The organism is Agrococcus sp. SL85 (assembly GCF_026625845.1).
Lineage (GTDB): Bacteria > Actinomycetota > Actinomycetes > Actinomycetales > Microbacteriaceae > Agrococcus.
The window spans coordinates 1,199,277-1,213,248 of the sequence record NZ_CP113066.1; the positions used below are offsets into that span (position 1 = coordinate 1,199,277).

The 13,972-nt window shown below is 75.1% G+C and carries 14 protein-coding genes; 4 read left to right on the forward strand and 10 right to left on the reverse strand.

Translation table 11 applies throughout. The features are described 5' to 3' along the window. Positions 1–39: 39 nt before the first annotated feature. On the reverse strand, positions 40–666 hold the full coding sequence (locus OVA14_RS05870) for a maleylpyruvate isomerase N-terminal domain-containing protein (protein WP_267505317.1): 627 nt from the start codon (positions 664–666) through the stop codon (positions 40–42). Positions 667–932: 266 nt separating this feature from the next. Between OVA14_RS05870 and OVA14_RS05875 the strand changes: the two genes are divergently transcribed. Then, positions 933–2,498: a glycosyltransferase gene (locus OVA14_RS05875; protein ID WP_267505318.1), complete on the forward strand. Its 1,566-nt coding sequence runs from the start codon at positions 933–935 to the stop codon at positions 2,496–2,498. A gap of 10 nt (positions 2,499–2,508) precedes the next feature. Continuing rightward, positions 2,509–2,808 carry a chorismate mutase gene (locus OVA14_RS05880; protein WP_267505319.1) on the forward strand — a complete coding sequence of 100 codons (300 nt, stop codon included), beginning with the start codon at positions 2,509–2,511 and terminating at the stop codon, positions 2,806–2,808. Between the two features lie 90 nt (positions 2,809–2,898). Here the strand turns inward: OVA14_RS05880 and OVA14_RS05885 are convergent, their stop codons facing one another. The 6 genes from OVA14_RS05885 to purS form a co-directional block, all read right to left on the reverse strand. Then, positions 2,899–3,363, reverse strand: a complete 465-nt coding sequence (locus tag OVA14_RS05885; protein WP_267505320.1) for an SRPBCC family protein — start codon at positions 3,361–3,363, stop codon at positions 2,899–2,901. A gap of 103 nt (positions 3,364–3,466) precedes the next feature. Then, complete coding sequence (gene purL, locus OVA14_RS05890) at positions 3,467–5,758, reverse strand: phosphoribosylformylglycinamidine synthase subunit PurL (RefSeq protein WP_267505321.1); 2,292 nt, start codon at positions 5,756–5,758, stop codon at positions 3,467–3,469. A 71-nt stretch (positions 5,759–5,829) separates the two neighbouring features. Then, the gene (locus OVA14_RS05895; protein WP_267505322.1) at positions 5,830–6,321 is read right to left on the reverse strand and encodes a DUF3817 domain-containing protein; all 492 of its coding nucleotides are present in this window, start codon (positions 6,319–6,321) and stop codon (positions 5,830–5,832) included. 102 nt (positions 6,322–6,423) lie between these two features. Continuing rightward, positions 6,424–7,989: an AMP-binding protein gene (locus tag OVA14_RS05900; protein WP_267505323.1), complete on the reverse strand. Its 1,566-nt coding sequence runs from the start codon at positions 7,987–7,989 to the stop codon at positions 6,424–6,426. A 53-nt stretch (positions 7,990–8,042) separates the two neighbouring features. After that, positions 8,043–8,732, reverse strand: coding sequence for a phosphoribosylformylglycinamidine synthase subunit PurQ (gene purQ / locus OVA14_RS05905; RefSeq protein WP_267505324.1), 690 nt, complete (start codon positions 8,730–8,732; stop codon positions 8,043–8,045). After that, the gene (purS, locus tag OVA14_RS05910; protein WP_267505325.1) at positions 8,729–8,986 is read right to left on the reverse strand and encodes a phosphoribosylformylglycinamidine synthase subunit PurS; all 258 of its coding nucleotides are present in this window, start codon (positions 8,984–8,986) and stop codon (positions 8,729–8,731) included. Before purS ends, purQ begins: the two co-directional genes overlap by 4 nt. Before the next feature lie 118 nt (positions 8,987–9,104). Here purS and OVA14_RS05915 point away from each other — a divergent pair, with 118 nt between their 5' ends. Further along, positions 9,105–9,998, forward strand: coding sequence for a neutral zinc metallopeptidase (locus OVA14_RS05915; RefSeq protein ID WP_267505326.1), 894 nt, complete (start codon positions 9,105–9,107; stop codon positions 9,996–9,998). Here the strand turns inward: OVA14_RS05915 and OVA14_RS05920 are convergent. Continuing rightward, the gene (locus OVA14_RS05920) at positions 9,995–10,678 is read right to left on the reverse strand and encodes a DUF4166 domain-containing protein (protein WP_267505327.1); all 684 of its coding nucleotides are present in this window, start codon (positions 10,676–10,678) and stop codon (positions 9,995–9,997) included. The genes OVA14_RS05915 and OVA14_RS05920 overlap by 4 nt on opposite strands. Here OVA14_RS05920 and OVA14_RS05925 point away from each other — a divergent pair. After that, complete coding sequence (locus OVA14_RS05925; RefSeq protein WP_267505328.1) at positions 10,677–11,684, forward strand: epimerase; 1,008 nt, start codon at positions 10,677–10,679, stop codon at positions 11,682–11,684. The two genes, OVA14_RS05920 and OVA14_RS05925, sit on opposite strands and share 2 nt — an antisense overlap. 122 nt (positions 11,685–11,806) lie before the next feature. Here the strand turns inward: OVA14_RS05925 and OVA14_RS05930 are convergent, their stop codons facing one another. Together OVA14_RS05930 and purD are read right to left on the reverse strand one after the other, a co-directional pair. Next, positions 11,807–12,664, reverse strand: a complete 858-nt coding sequence (locus tag OVA14_RS05930; protein ID WP_267505329.1) for a phosphoribosylaminoimidazolesuccinocarboxamide synthase — start codon at positions 12,662–12,664, stop codon at positions 11,807–11,809. Next, positions 12,661–13,920: a phosphoribosylamine--glycine ligase gene (purD, locus tag OVA14_RS05935; RefSeq protein WP_267505330.1), complete on the reverse strand. Its 1,260-nt coding sequence runs from the start codon at positions 13,918–13,920 to the stop codon at positions 12,661–12,663. The genes OVA14_RS05930 and purD overlap by 4 nt, the downstream gene beginning before the upstream one ends. Positions 13,921–13,972: the final 52 nt, after the last annotated feature.

Sequence of the window (13,972 nt, forward strand, 5' to 3'; positions counted from 1 at the left end):
CCAGCCCCTCCTCGGGGCTCGGGATGCGCGCAGCGACGTTCATTCCGGCTCTCCGGCGGCGAGGATGCCGGCGAGGCCCGCCTCCGGGCGGCGGCCCGTGAGGAGGCGCAGGGCCTCGAGGCCCCGATCGCGGGCGGCCGCGCTGCCCGCCGCCAGCTGCAGGGCGTCGAGCACGAGCGCGGGCTCGGGCGTCCAGTCGAGGCCCGCGGCGTCGGCGATGTCGACGCCGTGCACCGTGAGCTCGAAGCAGCGGGTGCGCAGGTACTCGTCGAGCCGCATGGCGTTGCCGCCGCCGCTGCCGACCGCCACGAGCCGATGCGGGTCGGACGCCTCCACGGCCGTGCTCGCCTCGTCCGCAAGTCGGCAGATGCGCGTGAGGAGGTCATCGCCGAGCTCGGCGGCCATCGCGCGACCGCGGGCCTCGATCGCCGCGTCGTCGCCCTGCTGCCGCAGCACGACCCCCAGGTACTCCTCGGCGGACGCGATGGTCGCCTCCGCCGGGGCGGGGAGCCTGAGGTAGTCGACGACGGTCGAGAGCGCCCGCGCGGTGTGGCCGATGAGCTCGCGGAGCGTCCACGCCCCGAGCCCGGGCCCGTCGAGCCGCTCGGCGGGCACGAGCTCGACGAGCTCGACGAACCCGGACGCCGCCTTCGCGAACCTGCGCATGCCGCATGGTCGCACCTCCCGTACCCGGGCGTCGAGGGCAGGTCGGCTGGGCGCGGCACGGCCTGCGCGGTGCGCGGTCGCAGTCGCGGCGCGCGGCGCGGCGCCGGGCGCGGCCAGAGGATCCGACCCGGCATGCGCGCCTCAGCCCTGAGGAGGATGCGCCTCCACCGCGAGGGCGGGATCCGAGGCGGCGTCCACGTCGCGCTGAGGCGGCCCGGCTAGCGTCGCACCATGCAGCCCCGCCTCGACCGCATCCCGGCGGCCGCGTGACCCGCCTCGCGCCGCTCCCCACCGAGCGGCAGCAGCGCCCGCGGCCGCTCGCCCGCATCGCGCCCGTCGCGCTCCTGCTGCTCGCCTGGTCGCTGCTGGCAGGTGCCGCGGGACTCGCGCTCGCGATGCTCGCGACCCCCGTCCACGCGTTCGGCTGGGCGCTCCTCGTGCCGGCCGCGGCGGCGCTCGGGCTCGCCGCGCTCGTCGGCCTGCGCACCGCGGCGATGCTCGTGGCCGCGCGCCGCGCGCCGGGGCCCGGGGCGCCGCTCCCGGCCTCCGACGATCGCGCGCGCGTCGCGATCCTCTACCCGGTCGCCGACGACTTCCGCGCCGACGTCGTGCGGCGCAGCGCGCGCCAGACGCATCCCGACACGCGGACCGTCGTGCTCGACGACTCGCGCGACCCGGTGGTGCGACGGCGGATCGACGCGCTCGTGGCCGAGGGCGGCGTCGAGGTGCACCGCCGCGCGGCGCGGCAGGGCGCCAAGGCCGGCAACCTCAACGCCTGGCTCGCGGCGCACGGGCACGAGGTCGAGCACGTCGTCGTGCTCGACGCCGACCAGGAGGCCGAGCCCGAGCTCGTCGCCAGGGCGCTCGCGCGCGCCCACCGGGATCCGGCCATCGCCGTCGTGCAGGGCGCGGTGCGCTCGCGCACGGGCACGACCGCGTTCCAGCGCGACTTCGCGCCGCTGTTCGACCGCCACGCGCGCTCGCAGCTGGCGGCGCGGCAGGCGCTCGGCGTCGATGCGTTCTGCGGGCGCGGGGCGCTGCTGGAGGTGGCGGCGGTGCGCGCGTGCGGCGGCTTCCCGGAGCTCGTCATGGAGGACACGGCGCTCACGATCGAGCTCGCGCGGCGCGGCCGCCGGATCGTCGCGGCGCCGGAGGCGGTCTCGTTCGAGGACGCCCCCATCGATCACGCCGCCTTCGCGGTGCAGTTCGGCAAGTTCACCGAGGGGGCCGTGCAGCTGCTCGCGGGCGCGGCCGGCGCGGCCGGGGATGCGCGGCTGCCCGTGCGTCGCCGCCTCGACCTGCTCCTCGAGCTGCTGATGCCCGTGGCGGCGGCGGTCGTGCCGACGGTGCTGTTCGCCTTCGCGGTGGCGGCGGCCGCGACGGGCGCGCCGCCCTTCCCGTGGCAGCTGGGCCTCATGCTCGGGGCGCTCGGCGTGCTCCCGCTCCTGCCGGCGATCCGCGACCGCATCCGCGAGCGCGGACCGCTGCGCGCGCTGGCCTTCGCCTTCCGCGCCTCGATGCTCTACGCCTCGGTCGGCGTCGTCGCGGTCCGCGCCCTCGTGCGCGTCGCGATCTCGGGCCGTGCGCGGTTCCGCATCACGCCGAAGGCGGTCGCGGGCGGCGACCGCGTGCAGGCGGTGCTCCGTCGGGCACCGGAGGTGCTCGCCGCGGTCGCCGCGGTGCTGCTCTCGACCGCGCTCGCGGGTGCGCCCGCCGCCGCGATGCCGTTCGTCGGGATCGCGGCGGCGGCCCTCGCCTTCGGCCTCCGCGACGCCTCGGTGCCGGTGCGTCGGCCGATCGCGGCCGTCGGCGCGGAGCCCGCCGACGCCTAGGCTGGGAGGCATGACGAGCCCCGAGGAGCAGCTGCAGCGCTACCGCGCGAGCATCGACAACGTCGACGCCGTGCTGATCCACACGCTCGCGGAGCGCTTCAAGCTCACGCAGGCCGTCGGCGAGCTCAAGGCGCGGCACGGGATGCCGCCGAGCGACCCCGGCCGCGAGGGCCGCCAGATCGCGCGCCTGCGCCGCCTCGCCGAGGACGCCGAGCTCGACCCGGAGTTCGCCGAGAAGTTCATCACGTTCGTGATCGCGGAGGTCATCCACCACCACGAGCGCATCGCCTCGGGCGACGCGGCCGACTGAGCCGGGCCGTCGGCTCCCGCACCGATCGGCGGGTCGGGCGCCGGGCGCGCCGGCCGATCGGTGCCCGAACGGCCCGCGCAGGCGGCCGGCTCAGGCGGCGCGCTCCGCCGACGCGGCGATGTCGTCGAGGTCCTGCTGCATCGCCTTCCGGGTGGCGGCGAGGCCGAGGCCCGAGGTGAGCCTCGCGGCGGCGCGCTGCAGCCACGAGGTGCTCTGCAGCGTGCCCGCGAACGACATCGTGAGCAGCGTGCCGGCGGCTGCGGGCTCCACACGCAGCACCGAGCGGTAGGCGACGCCGTGCGCGTCCGCGGCGATCGTGGTGGAGCGGCCCTCGTCGATGCCGACGACCTCCATCTCCTCGCTCGCCTCGCGGCCCAGCATCGTGCGAGTCTCGCGCCAGCGCGTGCCGACGCCGTAGGCGGGGCCGGCGAGCCGCTCGATGCGCGTCACGCCCGAGAGCACCGCGGCCGTGCCGTCGAGGTCGGTGATGATCGCCCACACCCGCTCCGGCGCGGCGGCGATCTCGCGGGACAGCGTCAGCTCCATGTCTGCCATGGGCCCATCCAACCGCACGAGTGCCGACGCCGGAACGGCCCGGCGGGCGGCCGACGCGGAGACCGCGTCCACCGTCCGCCGGGCCGTTCCCAGCGGGGGCGGGTCAGGCGCTGAAGCGCTCCCGGATGGGCGCGCGGTTCGCGGCGCGCAGCGCCTCGAGCGGGAGCGTCGCGACGTCCTGGATCTCGACGGTCCCCGAGGTCGCGTCGGTCACGCCGATGCGCAGCACGGGCACGCCGCGCGCCTCGCACATGCCGGTGAACTTCACCTCGTCCTCGCGGGCGACGGCGACCAGCGCTCGCGCGCCCGACTCCGAGAACAGCGCGGCCGTCGCGTCGACGCCGTCGCGCTCCTGCAGCGAGTCGGTCCAGATGCGGGCGCCGATGCCGAAGCGCAGCGCGCCCTCGACGAGCGCCATGCCGAGCCCGCCCTCCGAGAGGTCGTGCGCGGCGGTCGCGAGGCCCTCGAAGGCGATGCCCCGCATGAGGCCTGCGAGCGCCGCCTCGGCGGCGAGGTCGGCCTTGGGCGGCAGGCCGCCCAGGTGGTCGTGGATCGTGCCCGCCCAGGCCGAGCCGCCCAGCTCGTCGTGCGTCGTGCCGAGCAGGAACAGCGCCTGGCCGTCGTCCTGCCAGCCCGAGGGGATGCGGCGGTCGACGTCGTCGATGATGCCGAGCACGCCCACGACGGGGGTCGGGTGGATCTGCGTCTCGCCCGTCTGGTTGTAGAACGACACGTTGCCGCCCGTGACCGGGATCGAGAGCTCGACGCAGGCGTCGGCGAGGCCGTCGACGGCCTCCGCGAACTGCCACATGACGGCAGGGATCTCGGGGTTGCCGAAGTTGAGGCAGTCGGAGACGCCCACGGGCGTCGCGCCCGTGACGGCGACGTTGCGGTACGCCTCGGCGAGCGCGAGCCTCGCGCCCTCGCGCGGGTCGAGCTGGCAGTAGCGGCCGTTCGCGTCGACCGCGACCGAGAAGCCGAGACCCGACTCCTCGTCGATGCGCACCATGCCGGCATCGTCGGGCGTCGAGAGCGCCGTGTTGCCGAGCACGTAGTCGTCGTACTGGTCGGTGATCCACGAGGCGTCGGCGAGGTTCGGCGAGCCCACGAGGCGCAGCAGCTGCTCGCCGAGCTCGGCGCCCGTCGCGCGGGGGAGCGCGGAGGCCGAGTCGGCCTGCAGCGCGTCGAGCCACTCGGGGCGTGCCATCGGGCGGTCGTAGACGGGGGAGTCGACGGCGACCGTCTTGGGGTCGACGTCGACGATGACCTCGCCGGAGTGCGTGATGACGAGGCGGCCGTCGCCCGTGACCTCGCCGAGCACGCTCGTCTCGACGTCCCACTTGCCGGTGATGGCGAGGAATGCGTCGAGCTGCTCGGGCGCGACGACCGCCATCATGCGCTCCTGCGACTCCGACATGAGGATCTCCTCGGCCGTGAGCGTGGGGTCGCGCAGCAGCACGTGGTCGAGCTCGACCCGCATGCCCGAGTCGCCGTTGGCGGCGAGCTCGGAGGTGGCGCACGAGATGCCGGCCGCGCCGAGGTCCTGGATGCCCTCCACGACGCCCGCGGCGTAGAGCTCGAGGCAGCACTCGATGAGCACCTTCTCGGCGAAGGGGTCGCCCACCTGCACGGCGGGGCGCTTGGCGGGACCCTCGTCGTCGAACGACTCGGAGGCGAGGATCGAGGCGCCGCCGATGCCGTCGCCGCCGGTGCGGGCGCCGAAGAGCACGACCTTGTTGCCGACGCCCGTGGCGTTGGCGAGGTGGAGGTCCTCGTGGCGCAGCACGCCCACGGCGAGCGCGTTGACGAGCGGGTTGCCCTGGTAGACGGCGTCGAAGACCGTCTCGCCGCCGATGTTCGGGAGGCCCAGGCAGTTGCCGTAGAACGAGATGCCCGAGGTCACGCCGTGCACGACGCGCGCGGTGTCGGGATGGTCGATCGCGCCGAAGCGCAGCGCGTCCATGACGGCCACGGGGCGCGCGCCCATCGAGATGATGTCGCGCACGATGCCGCCGACGCCCGTCGCGGCGCCCTGGAAGGGCTCGACGAACGAGGGGTGGTTGTGCGACTCCACCTTGAAGGTGACGGCCCAGCCCTCGCCCGCGTCGATGACGCCGGCGTTCTGGCCCATGCCCACCATCAGGCGCTCGCGCATCTCGGGGGTGACCTTCTGGCCGAAGGTGCGCAGGTGCGTCTTCGACGACTTGTACGAGCAGTGCTCGCTCCACATCACCGAGTACATCGCGAGCTCGGCGCTCGTGGGCCTGCGGCCGAGGATCTCGCGGATGCGCTCGTACTCGTCGGGCTTCAGCCCCAGCGCTGCGTAGGGCTGCTCGCGCTCCGGCGTGGATGCGGCGACCTCGACGGTGTCACGGGGCGGGCGGGATGCGGTCACGGCTCTCCTCGAGCTTGCGGCGGCGGTGCTGCCAGCCTACCGCCGTCCGCGATCCCGGATCGGCCCGCGCGTCAGGCGAACCACTCGCTCGGCGGGCCCGCCTGCAGCAGCACGGCGAAGACGATCGCGACGACCGCGAGCACGACGAGGGCCGTGAGGATCGGGTGGCGGACGGCCCAGCGGAAGAGGCGGTCGATCGCGCTCGCGTCGCGCGGGTCGTCGCCCGCCTCGGTGCGCCAGCCGCCCGCGAGCAGCCCGCGGCGCGCGATGCGGCGCTCCCACGGGATCGTCGCGTAGGGGATGACGGCGGTGACGATGCCGACCAGGATCGTGCCGGCGCGCCAGCGCTGGTTGCGGCCGACCACGAGCTGCATCGCGCCGTAGGCGAGGAAGACGAAGCCGTGGATGGGGCCGGCGATCGGCACCGCCCAGTCCTGCCCGGCGCCGTAGCGCAGCACCATCGCGGCGATGAGGAGCGTCCACGTGATGGCCTCGGCGATCGCGAGGGCACGGTAGAGCCGCTCGGGAGTGAGGCCGGTGGTCGTCGAGGTCGCCGCGGTCATGCAGACAGCCTACACTCCGGGCGATGCCGACCGCAGGCCCGTGCGCGCCGGGCCTCAGCCGCGCAGGTCCTCAGCCGCGCCGGGCCTCAGCCGCGCCGGGCCTCAGCCGCGCAGGTCCTTCCGCAGGATCTTCCCCGAGGCCGACTTCGGGATGGCCTCGACGAACTCGACCGCCCGCACCCGCTTGTACGGCGCGAGGCGCTCGGCCACGAACGCCATGACCGACTCGGCGGTCGCGCCCTCTGCGGCGCGCACGACGAACGCCTTCGGGATCTCGCCCGCCTCCTCGTCCGGCACGCCCACGACCGCGGCGTCGGCGACCTCGGGGCTCGTGAGCAGCAGCGCCTCGAGCTCCGCGGGCGCCACCTGGTAGCCCTTGTGCTTGATGAGCTCCTTGCGGCGATCCACGATCGCCACGTTGCCGTCGGCGTCGACCTCCGCGATGTCGCCGGTGTGCAGGAAGCCGTCGGCGTCGATGGTCTCGGCCGTCGCGGCCTCGTTGCCGAGGTAGCCGAGCATGACGTTGGGGCCGCGCACCCACAGCTCGCCGCGGGCCGAGACGCCCTCGGTCGGCAGCGGCACGTCCTCGCCGGTCTCGAGGTCGACGATGCGCGACTGCATGTTGGGGATCGTGGGGCCCGAGGTGCGCAGCGGCGCGCGGGAGCCGCGCGGCGTCACGTGCGAGACGGGCGAGAGCTCGGTCATGCCGTAGCCCTGCAGCATCTCGACGCCGAGCCGCGCCTCGACCGCGCGGCCCAGCGCCTCGTCGAGCGGTGCCGCACCCGACATGATCGTGTGCAGGCTCGAGAGGTCCCGGCCCTCGACCATCGGATGCTTCGCGAGCGCGACCGCGATGGGCGGCGCGATGAACGCGAAGGTGATGCGCTGCTCCTCGAGGATCCGCAGGAACTCCGCGAGGTCGAAGCGCGGCATCGTCACGAGCGTCGCCCGCTGGTGCAGCGCGATGTTCAGCAGCACGGTCATGCCGTAGATGTGGAAGAAGGGCAGCACGGCGACCACGCGGTCCTCGGCGCGCACGTCGATGAGCGAGATGCACTGCACGACGTTCGCGACGAGGTTGCGGTGCGAGAGCATGACGCCCTTCGGGGCGCCCGTCGTGCCGGAGGAGTAGGGGAGCACCGCCACGTGCGTCGCCGGGTCGATCTCGACCTCGGGCGCGGGGCGGCCCTCCGCGAGCAGGTCGGCGAGGCTCGCATGCCCCTCGAGGCCGTCGAGCACGACGATCCGCTCGGCGCCGATCCCTTGTGCCGCCGCGGCCTCGAGCGCGGGGCCCGCGAGCGGCGAGACGGTGAGCACCATCGTGGCGCCGGAGTCGGCCAGCTGCTTCTCGATCTCGCCCGCGGTGAGGAGCGCGTTCACGGTCGTCGCGGTCGCGCCGGCGCGGAGGATCCCGTGGAAGGCGACCGCGAAGGCCGGCACGTTCGGGCTGTGGAGCGCGACGACGTCGCCGACGCCGACGCCGCGCGCGGCGAGGGCGCCCGCGAGCGCCGACGCGCGATCGATGAGCTCCCCGTAGGTCGTGGCGGCGCCGGAGCTGCCGTCGACGAGCGCCGTGCGGTCGCGGTCGGCGTCGCTCAGCTCGCCGAAGAGCAGGTCGAAGACGCCCACCTCGGGGATCTCGACGGGGGCGTGGGGGCTCTCGAACATCCGGACTCCTTCGTCTGCGGTGTGCGAAGGAGCATAGGCCGCCCGGCTCGGCGTCAGGCCGCGACGGCCTCCAGGGCGCTCTTGAAGAGCTCGAGCCCGTCGAGGCCCGCCTTCATGCGCGTGGTCGTCGGGCCGAAGCCGAGCTCGACCGCGTGCTCGGGGTGCGGCATGAGGCCCACGACGTTGCCGCGGGCGTTCGACAGGCCCGCGATGTCGTCGAGCGAGCCGTTGGGGTTCTCGCCCACGTAGCGGAAGGCCACGAGGCCCTCGCCCTCGATGCGCGCGAGCTCCTCAGGGGTCGCCACGAAGCGGCCCTCGCCGTTCTTCAGCGGGATGACGATCTCCTGGCCCGCCTCGAAGCGGTTCGTCCACGACGTCGAGGCGCGCTCGACGCGCAGCACCTGGTCCTTGCGCACGAACAGGCCCGAGGCGTTGCGCACCAGGCCACCCGGCAGCAGCCGCGCCTCGGCGAGCATCTGGAAGCCGTTGCAGATGCCGAGCACCGGCATGCCCCGGTTCGCCGCGTCGACGACCTCGGTCATGATCGGCGAGAGCGAGGCGATCGCGCCGCAGCGCAGGTAGTCGCCGTAGGAGAAGCCGCCGGGCAGCACGATCGCCTCGACGCCCTGCAGGTCGTGCTCGCCGTGCCAGAGCGCGACGGCCTCGTGGCCCGCGAGCCGCACCGCCCGCTGCGCGTCCCGGTCGTCGAGCGTGCCCGGGAAGGTGACGACGCCGACCCTCATCGCGCGTCGTCCACCACGTGGACGCCCACGACGTCCTCGATCACCGTGTTGGCGAGCACCTCGGCCGCGACCTCGCGCACCTGGGCGAGCAGGGCCTCGGTGGCCTCGCCCTCGACGCGCAGCTCGAAGCGCTTGCCGACGCGCACGTCGCCGACGGCCTCGTGGCCGAGGCGGGCGAGCGCGCGGGTGACCGCCTTGCCCTGCGGATCGAGGATCTCCGCCTTCGGCATGACGTCGACGACGATGAGGGCCATGGGTCGCTCCCGGGGTTCGGTGGAGGGGGTGCGACCAGTCTACGGAAGGCCGCGAGCCGCGGCCGCTCGACGAGGCCTGCTCCCGGCGCACGCCGCGCTCCGGGGCTACGATGCGGGCATGACGTTCCGGGGCGACGCGCAGTTCGACACCTCCGCGGTGAGCAGGGGCGGCGGCGGAGGCCGCGGCGGTGCGATCGCGATCGGCGGCGGCGGCATCGTCACGGTGCTGCTCGTGATCGCCTCGATGATCTTCGGCGTCGACCTCACGGGGCTCGCGCCCTCCGAGCCGATCTCGCCGCAGTCGCAGCAGCAGGGCCAGGAGGTCACGGGCTGCACGGGCGAGGACGCCAACGACCCGGCGAACGTCACGTGCCGCATGGAGGGCGGGGCCGACTCCATGTCGGCGTTCTGGACGGCGACGATGGCCGCGAACGGCCTCGACTACGCCGATCCGACCGTGCAGCTGTTCGACCGTCAGGTGCAGACGGGCTGCGGCGCCGCCACGAGCGCCGTCGGCCCCTTCTACTGCCCGCCCGACCGGCGCATCTACCTCGACGAGACCTTCTTCCAGGACATGCGCACGCAGTTCGGCGCCGAGGGCGGCAACCTCGCGGAGCTCTACGTGCTCGCGCACGAGTGGGGCCACCACATCCAGCAGTCGACCGGCCAGCTCAGCCGCGTCGAGCAGGGCGACACCGGGCCGCAGTCGTCGGCCGTGCGCTCGGAGCTGCAGGCCGACTGCTATGCGGGCGCCTGGATCCAGGGCGCCGCCGAGACGCCCGACGACGGCGGCGGCGCACCGGTGCTCGAGCAGCCCACCGAGGAGCAGCTGCTCCAGGCGCTCGACGCCGCCGAGACGATCGGCGACGACCGGCTGCAGGAGATGAGCGGCGGCGGCGTGAACCCCGAGGGCTGGACGCACGGGTCGAGCGAGCAGCGGCAGCGCTGGCTCATGGCGGGCGTCGAGGGCGGCGTGGCCGCCTGCGACACCTGGAGCGCCGCGGAGGTCTAGCCGCCGGGCGCCGACGCGGCGGCGTCCCGCTCGACCCGGTAGGCGAACGCGCCGGTGTAGCGGAAGACCTCGCCGACGAGCGCAGCGCGCACGCGCGCGTCGACGTGCTGGAGGCCGGTCCGGTCGTCGACCCGCTCGCGCACCTCCACGCTCGCGACGGGCGGCAGCGGCACGCGGCGGCGCCCGACGTGCCAGGCGAGTGCGCGGGAGGCGAGCACGAGCCCGCCGTCGACGACCTGCGCGTCGAGCACGACCTCCAGGCCGCCGCGCCTGCCGAGCCGATCGACGAGCGCGCCGCGCTCGACGCGCATCGCGTCGAGCATGCGGCGCTCGCGCCCGGGGAGGCGGAAGGAGCGGATCGCGCGGAGCGTGCCGCGGGCGTCGTACCGGTTCTCGACCGCGAGCGGCACGTCGGTGCCGCGCTCGGGGAACAGCACGTCGCGCGCCGCGAGCGCGTGGAGGATCGGGCGCAGGATCCGCCAGCGCGGGCCGACAGCCTCGTAGGCGCCCTCGGCGATCCCGACGCGGCCCGTGGGGATGGGGCCGCAGTAGCGGCGCAGCGCCGGCGCGAGCTCGGCGAAGCGCTCGCCGAGCGCCCGCTCGTAGACCGAGCGCGTCACGCGCGACTCCCAGCGGACGAAGAACTGAACATGTTCAGAAAGTACTACGCTGCCCTGCATGGACGCCACATCCCCCGTCACGCCATCCGCCGCCGCGCTGCCCCGAGCCGTCGTCGCCGGCTCGCGCGGCTTCGTCGGCACCGCCGTCGTGCGCGCGCTCCTCGACGAGGGCTACGCGGTCACGCGCATCGGGCGCGCGGAGGCGGCGTGCTGGGGCGACGCGGCCTCGATCGCCGCGGCCGTCGACGGCGCCGCGCTGCTCGTGAACCTCGCCGGGAAGTCGGTCAGCTGCCGCTACCGCGACCGTGCGCGCGACGAGATCCTGCGCTCCCGGGTCGACACCACGCGGCAGCTGCGCGAGGCGGTGGCCGCGGCAGCCGTGCCGCCCGCGGTATGGCTGCAGGCCTCGACCGCGACGATCTACCGGCACGCGACCGACCGGCCGAACACGGAGGCCGAGGGCGAGCTCGGTGCCGGCTTCTCGGTCGACGTCGCGCGGGCGTGGGAGCGCGAGCTCTTCGCGGGCGAGCTGCCCGGCACCCGCCGCGTCGCGCTGCGGATGGCGATCGTGCTCGGCGACGGCCCCGCCACGCGGCTGCTCGCCAACCTCGCGCGCACGGGCCTCGGCGGGCCGCAGCACGACGGCTGGTGCCCGCCCCACCGCCGCTACCGCGGCATCGGGCCCGAGCCCACGGGCGGGCGCCCGCCCTGGTACCGCACGCGCGGCAGGCAGCGCTTCAGCTGGGTGCACATCGACGACGTCGTCGGGGCGATGCGGTTCCTGCGCGACCGCGACGACCTCGAGGGCGTCGTCAACGTCGCGAGCCCGCACCCGCGCGACAACCGCACCCTCATGCGCCTCCTGCGCGAGCGCGTGGGGATGCCCATCGGGCTGCCGTCCTGGCGGTGGATGCTCGAGCCGGCCATGTGGGCGCTGCGCACCGAGCCGGAGCTCGTGCTGAAGAGCCGGTGGGTGCTGCCGGAGCGGCTCGAGGCGGCGGGCTTCGCCTTCGCCCACCCGGGCCTCGAGGGCGCGCTCGACGACGTGCTCGCGACGCGCCGCTGATCGCGGACCGTCGGTCGAGGAGCGCGCGGCGCAGCCGCACGCGTCACGAGACGCTGCGGGCGAGCGGGGTCTCGTGATGGCAGCGCCCTGCGGGCGCGGCCTCCTCGACCAGCGGGGGTCCGCTAGTCGGTGAGGCGCGCGATGAGCTCCGCGTAGCGTGCCGAGGTGCGGGCCACGACGTCGTCCGGCAGCGCGGGCGCCTCACCCTCGCCGTCCCAGTGCGCCGCGAGCCAGTCGCGCACGATCTGCTTGTCGAACGACTCCACGCGGCCCTCCGCGAGCGCGGCGGCGTCCCAGTAGCGCGAGGAGTCGGAGGTCAGCACCTCGTCGGCGAGCACGAGCTCGCCCGTCGCGCGGTCGACGCCGAGCTCGAGCTTCGTGTCGGCGAGCACGAGCCCTGCCTCCGCGGCGATGGCCGCGGCCGCGGCGAACACCGACAGGCTCACGTCGCGGAGCTTCGCGGCGCGGGCGGCGCCGACGAGCTCCACCGTGCGCTCGAAGGAGACGTTCTCGTCGTGCTGGCCCTGCGGGGCCTTCCACGCGGGCGTGTAGATGGGCTCCGGCAGCAGGTCGCCGTCCTCGAGGCCCGCGGGCAGCGCGACGCCCGAGATCGCGCCCGTCTGCCGGTACTCCTTGAGCCCGGAGCCGGTGATCCGGCCGCGCACGACGCACTCGACGGGGAGCATGTCGAGCGTGCGCACGAGCATCGCGCGGCCGCGCACGGCCTCCGGCGTGCGCGCGTCGGCGTCCGGCGCCAGCTGGTCGGGCAGGCCGAGGCGCTCGATCCACCAGCGCGTCAGCGTCGTCAGCAGCTCGCCCTTGCCGGGGATGACGGGCTCGAGCACCTGGTCGAAGGCCGAGACGCGGTCGGAGGCCACCATGAGCATCTCTGGCGCCGCGTCGAGCGTGGATCCCGCGGGCACGTAGAGGTCGCGGACCTTCCCGCTGTACGCGAGGTCCCAGCCGGGCAGGCCGCTCACGCGCGCGCCGCGATGTCGGTGCGCGCCTGGCCGCCCTCGAGGCGGATGCGGCCGAGGCCGTCGTAGGCGCGCTCGCGCGCCTCGGCGAGCGTCGCGCCCGTGCCGACGACGTTGAGCACGCGGCCGCCCGTGGCGGTGAGGCCGTGCTCGCCCGCGCCCGTGGCCGCGTGGAGCACGCGGACGCCCTCGAGCGCGTCGGCATCCTCGACGCCCTCGACGACGCGGCCGGTCACGGGGTCGCCCGGGTAGCCCTCGCTCGCGAGCACCACCGTGACGGCGGCCGAGTCGTGCCACTCGAGCGGCGCCGCCTCGGCCAGCGTGCCGGTCGCGGCCGCGAGCAGCGCGCCGCCGAGGCCCGAGGCCACCCGCGGCAGCACGACCTGCGTCTCGGGGTCGCCGAACCGCGCGTTGAACTCGATGACCTTGACGCCCTGCTCGGTCACGATGAGGCCGCAGTAGAGCAGGCCCTGGAAGGGCGTGCCGGCCTCGGCCATGGCGCGGATCGTCGGCAGCGCGACGGCCTCGACGACCTCGTCGACGAAGGCCTGCTCGGAGCCGAAGCGCTCCGCGAGCCAGGGGAGCGGCGAGTAGGCGCCCATGCCGCCCGTGTTGGGGCCGGCGTCGCCGTCGGCGAGGCGCTTGAAGTCCTGCGCGGGTGCGAGCGGCACGGCCGTCTCGCCGTCGGTGATGACGAAGAGGCTGACCTCGGGGCCCGCGAGGAACTCCTCGACGAGGATCGGGCCGTCCGGCAGGAAGGCTTCGGCGTGCGCCTCGGCCGCCGCGCGGTCCTCGGTCACGATGACGCCCTTGCCCGCCGCGAGCCCGTCGGCCTTCAGCACCCACGGCGCGGGGGAGGCGTCGAGCGCGGCGCGCACCGCCTCCATGCTCGTGACGCTCGAGTCGGCGCCCGTCGGCACGCCCGCTCGCGCCATGACCTCCTTCGCGAACGACTTCGAGCCCTCGATGCGGGCCGCGGCGCGCGAGGGGCCGAACGCGGGCACGCCCGCCTTCCGCAGCGCGTCCGCGACGCCGGCGACGAGGGGCGCCTCCGGGCCGATGACGACGAGGTCGTAGCCGCCGTCGACCGCGAGCTCGGTGACGAGGTCGGGGTCCTTGATGTCGATGCGCACCGTCTCCACGTCGCGGGCGATGCCCGCGTTGCCGGGAGCCGCCGTGATCTCGTGGCCGCCCTCCGACTGGAGCGCCGCGATGATGGCGTGCTCGCGCGCGCCGCTGCCGAGTACCAGGATCCTCACCAGACCATCCTACGAAGCGGGGCGCGCCGGGCCGAAGCAGCGGCTCGCATGG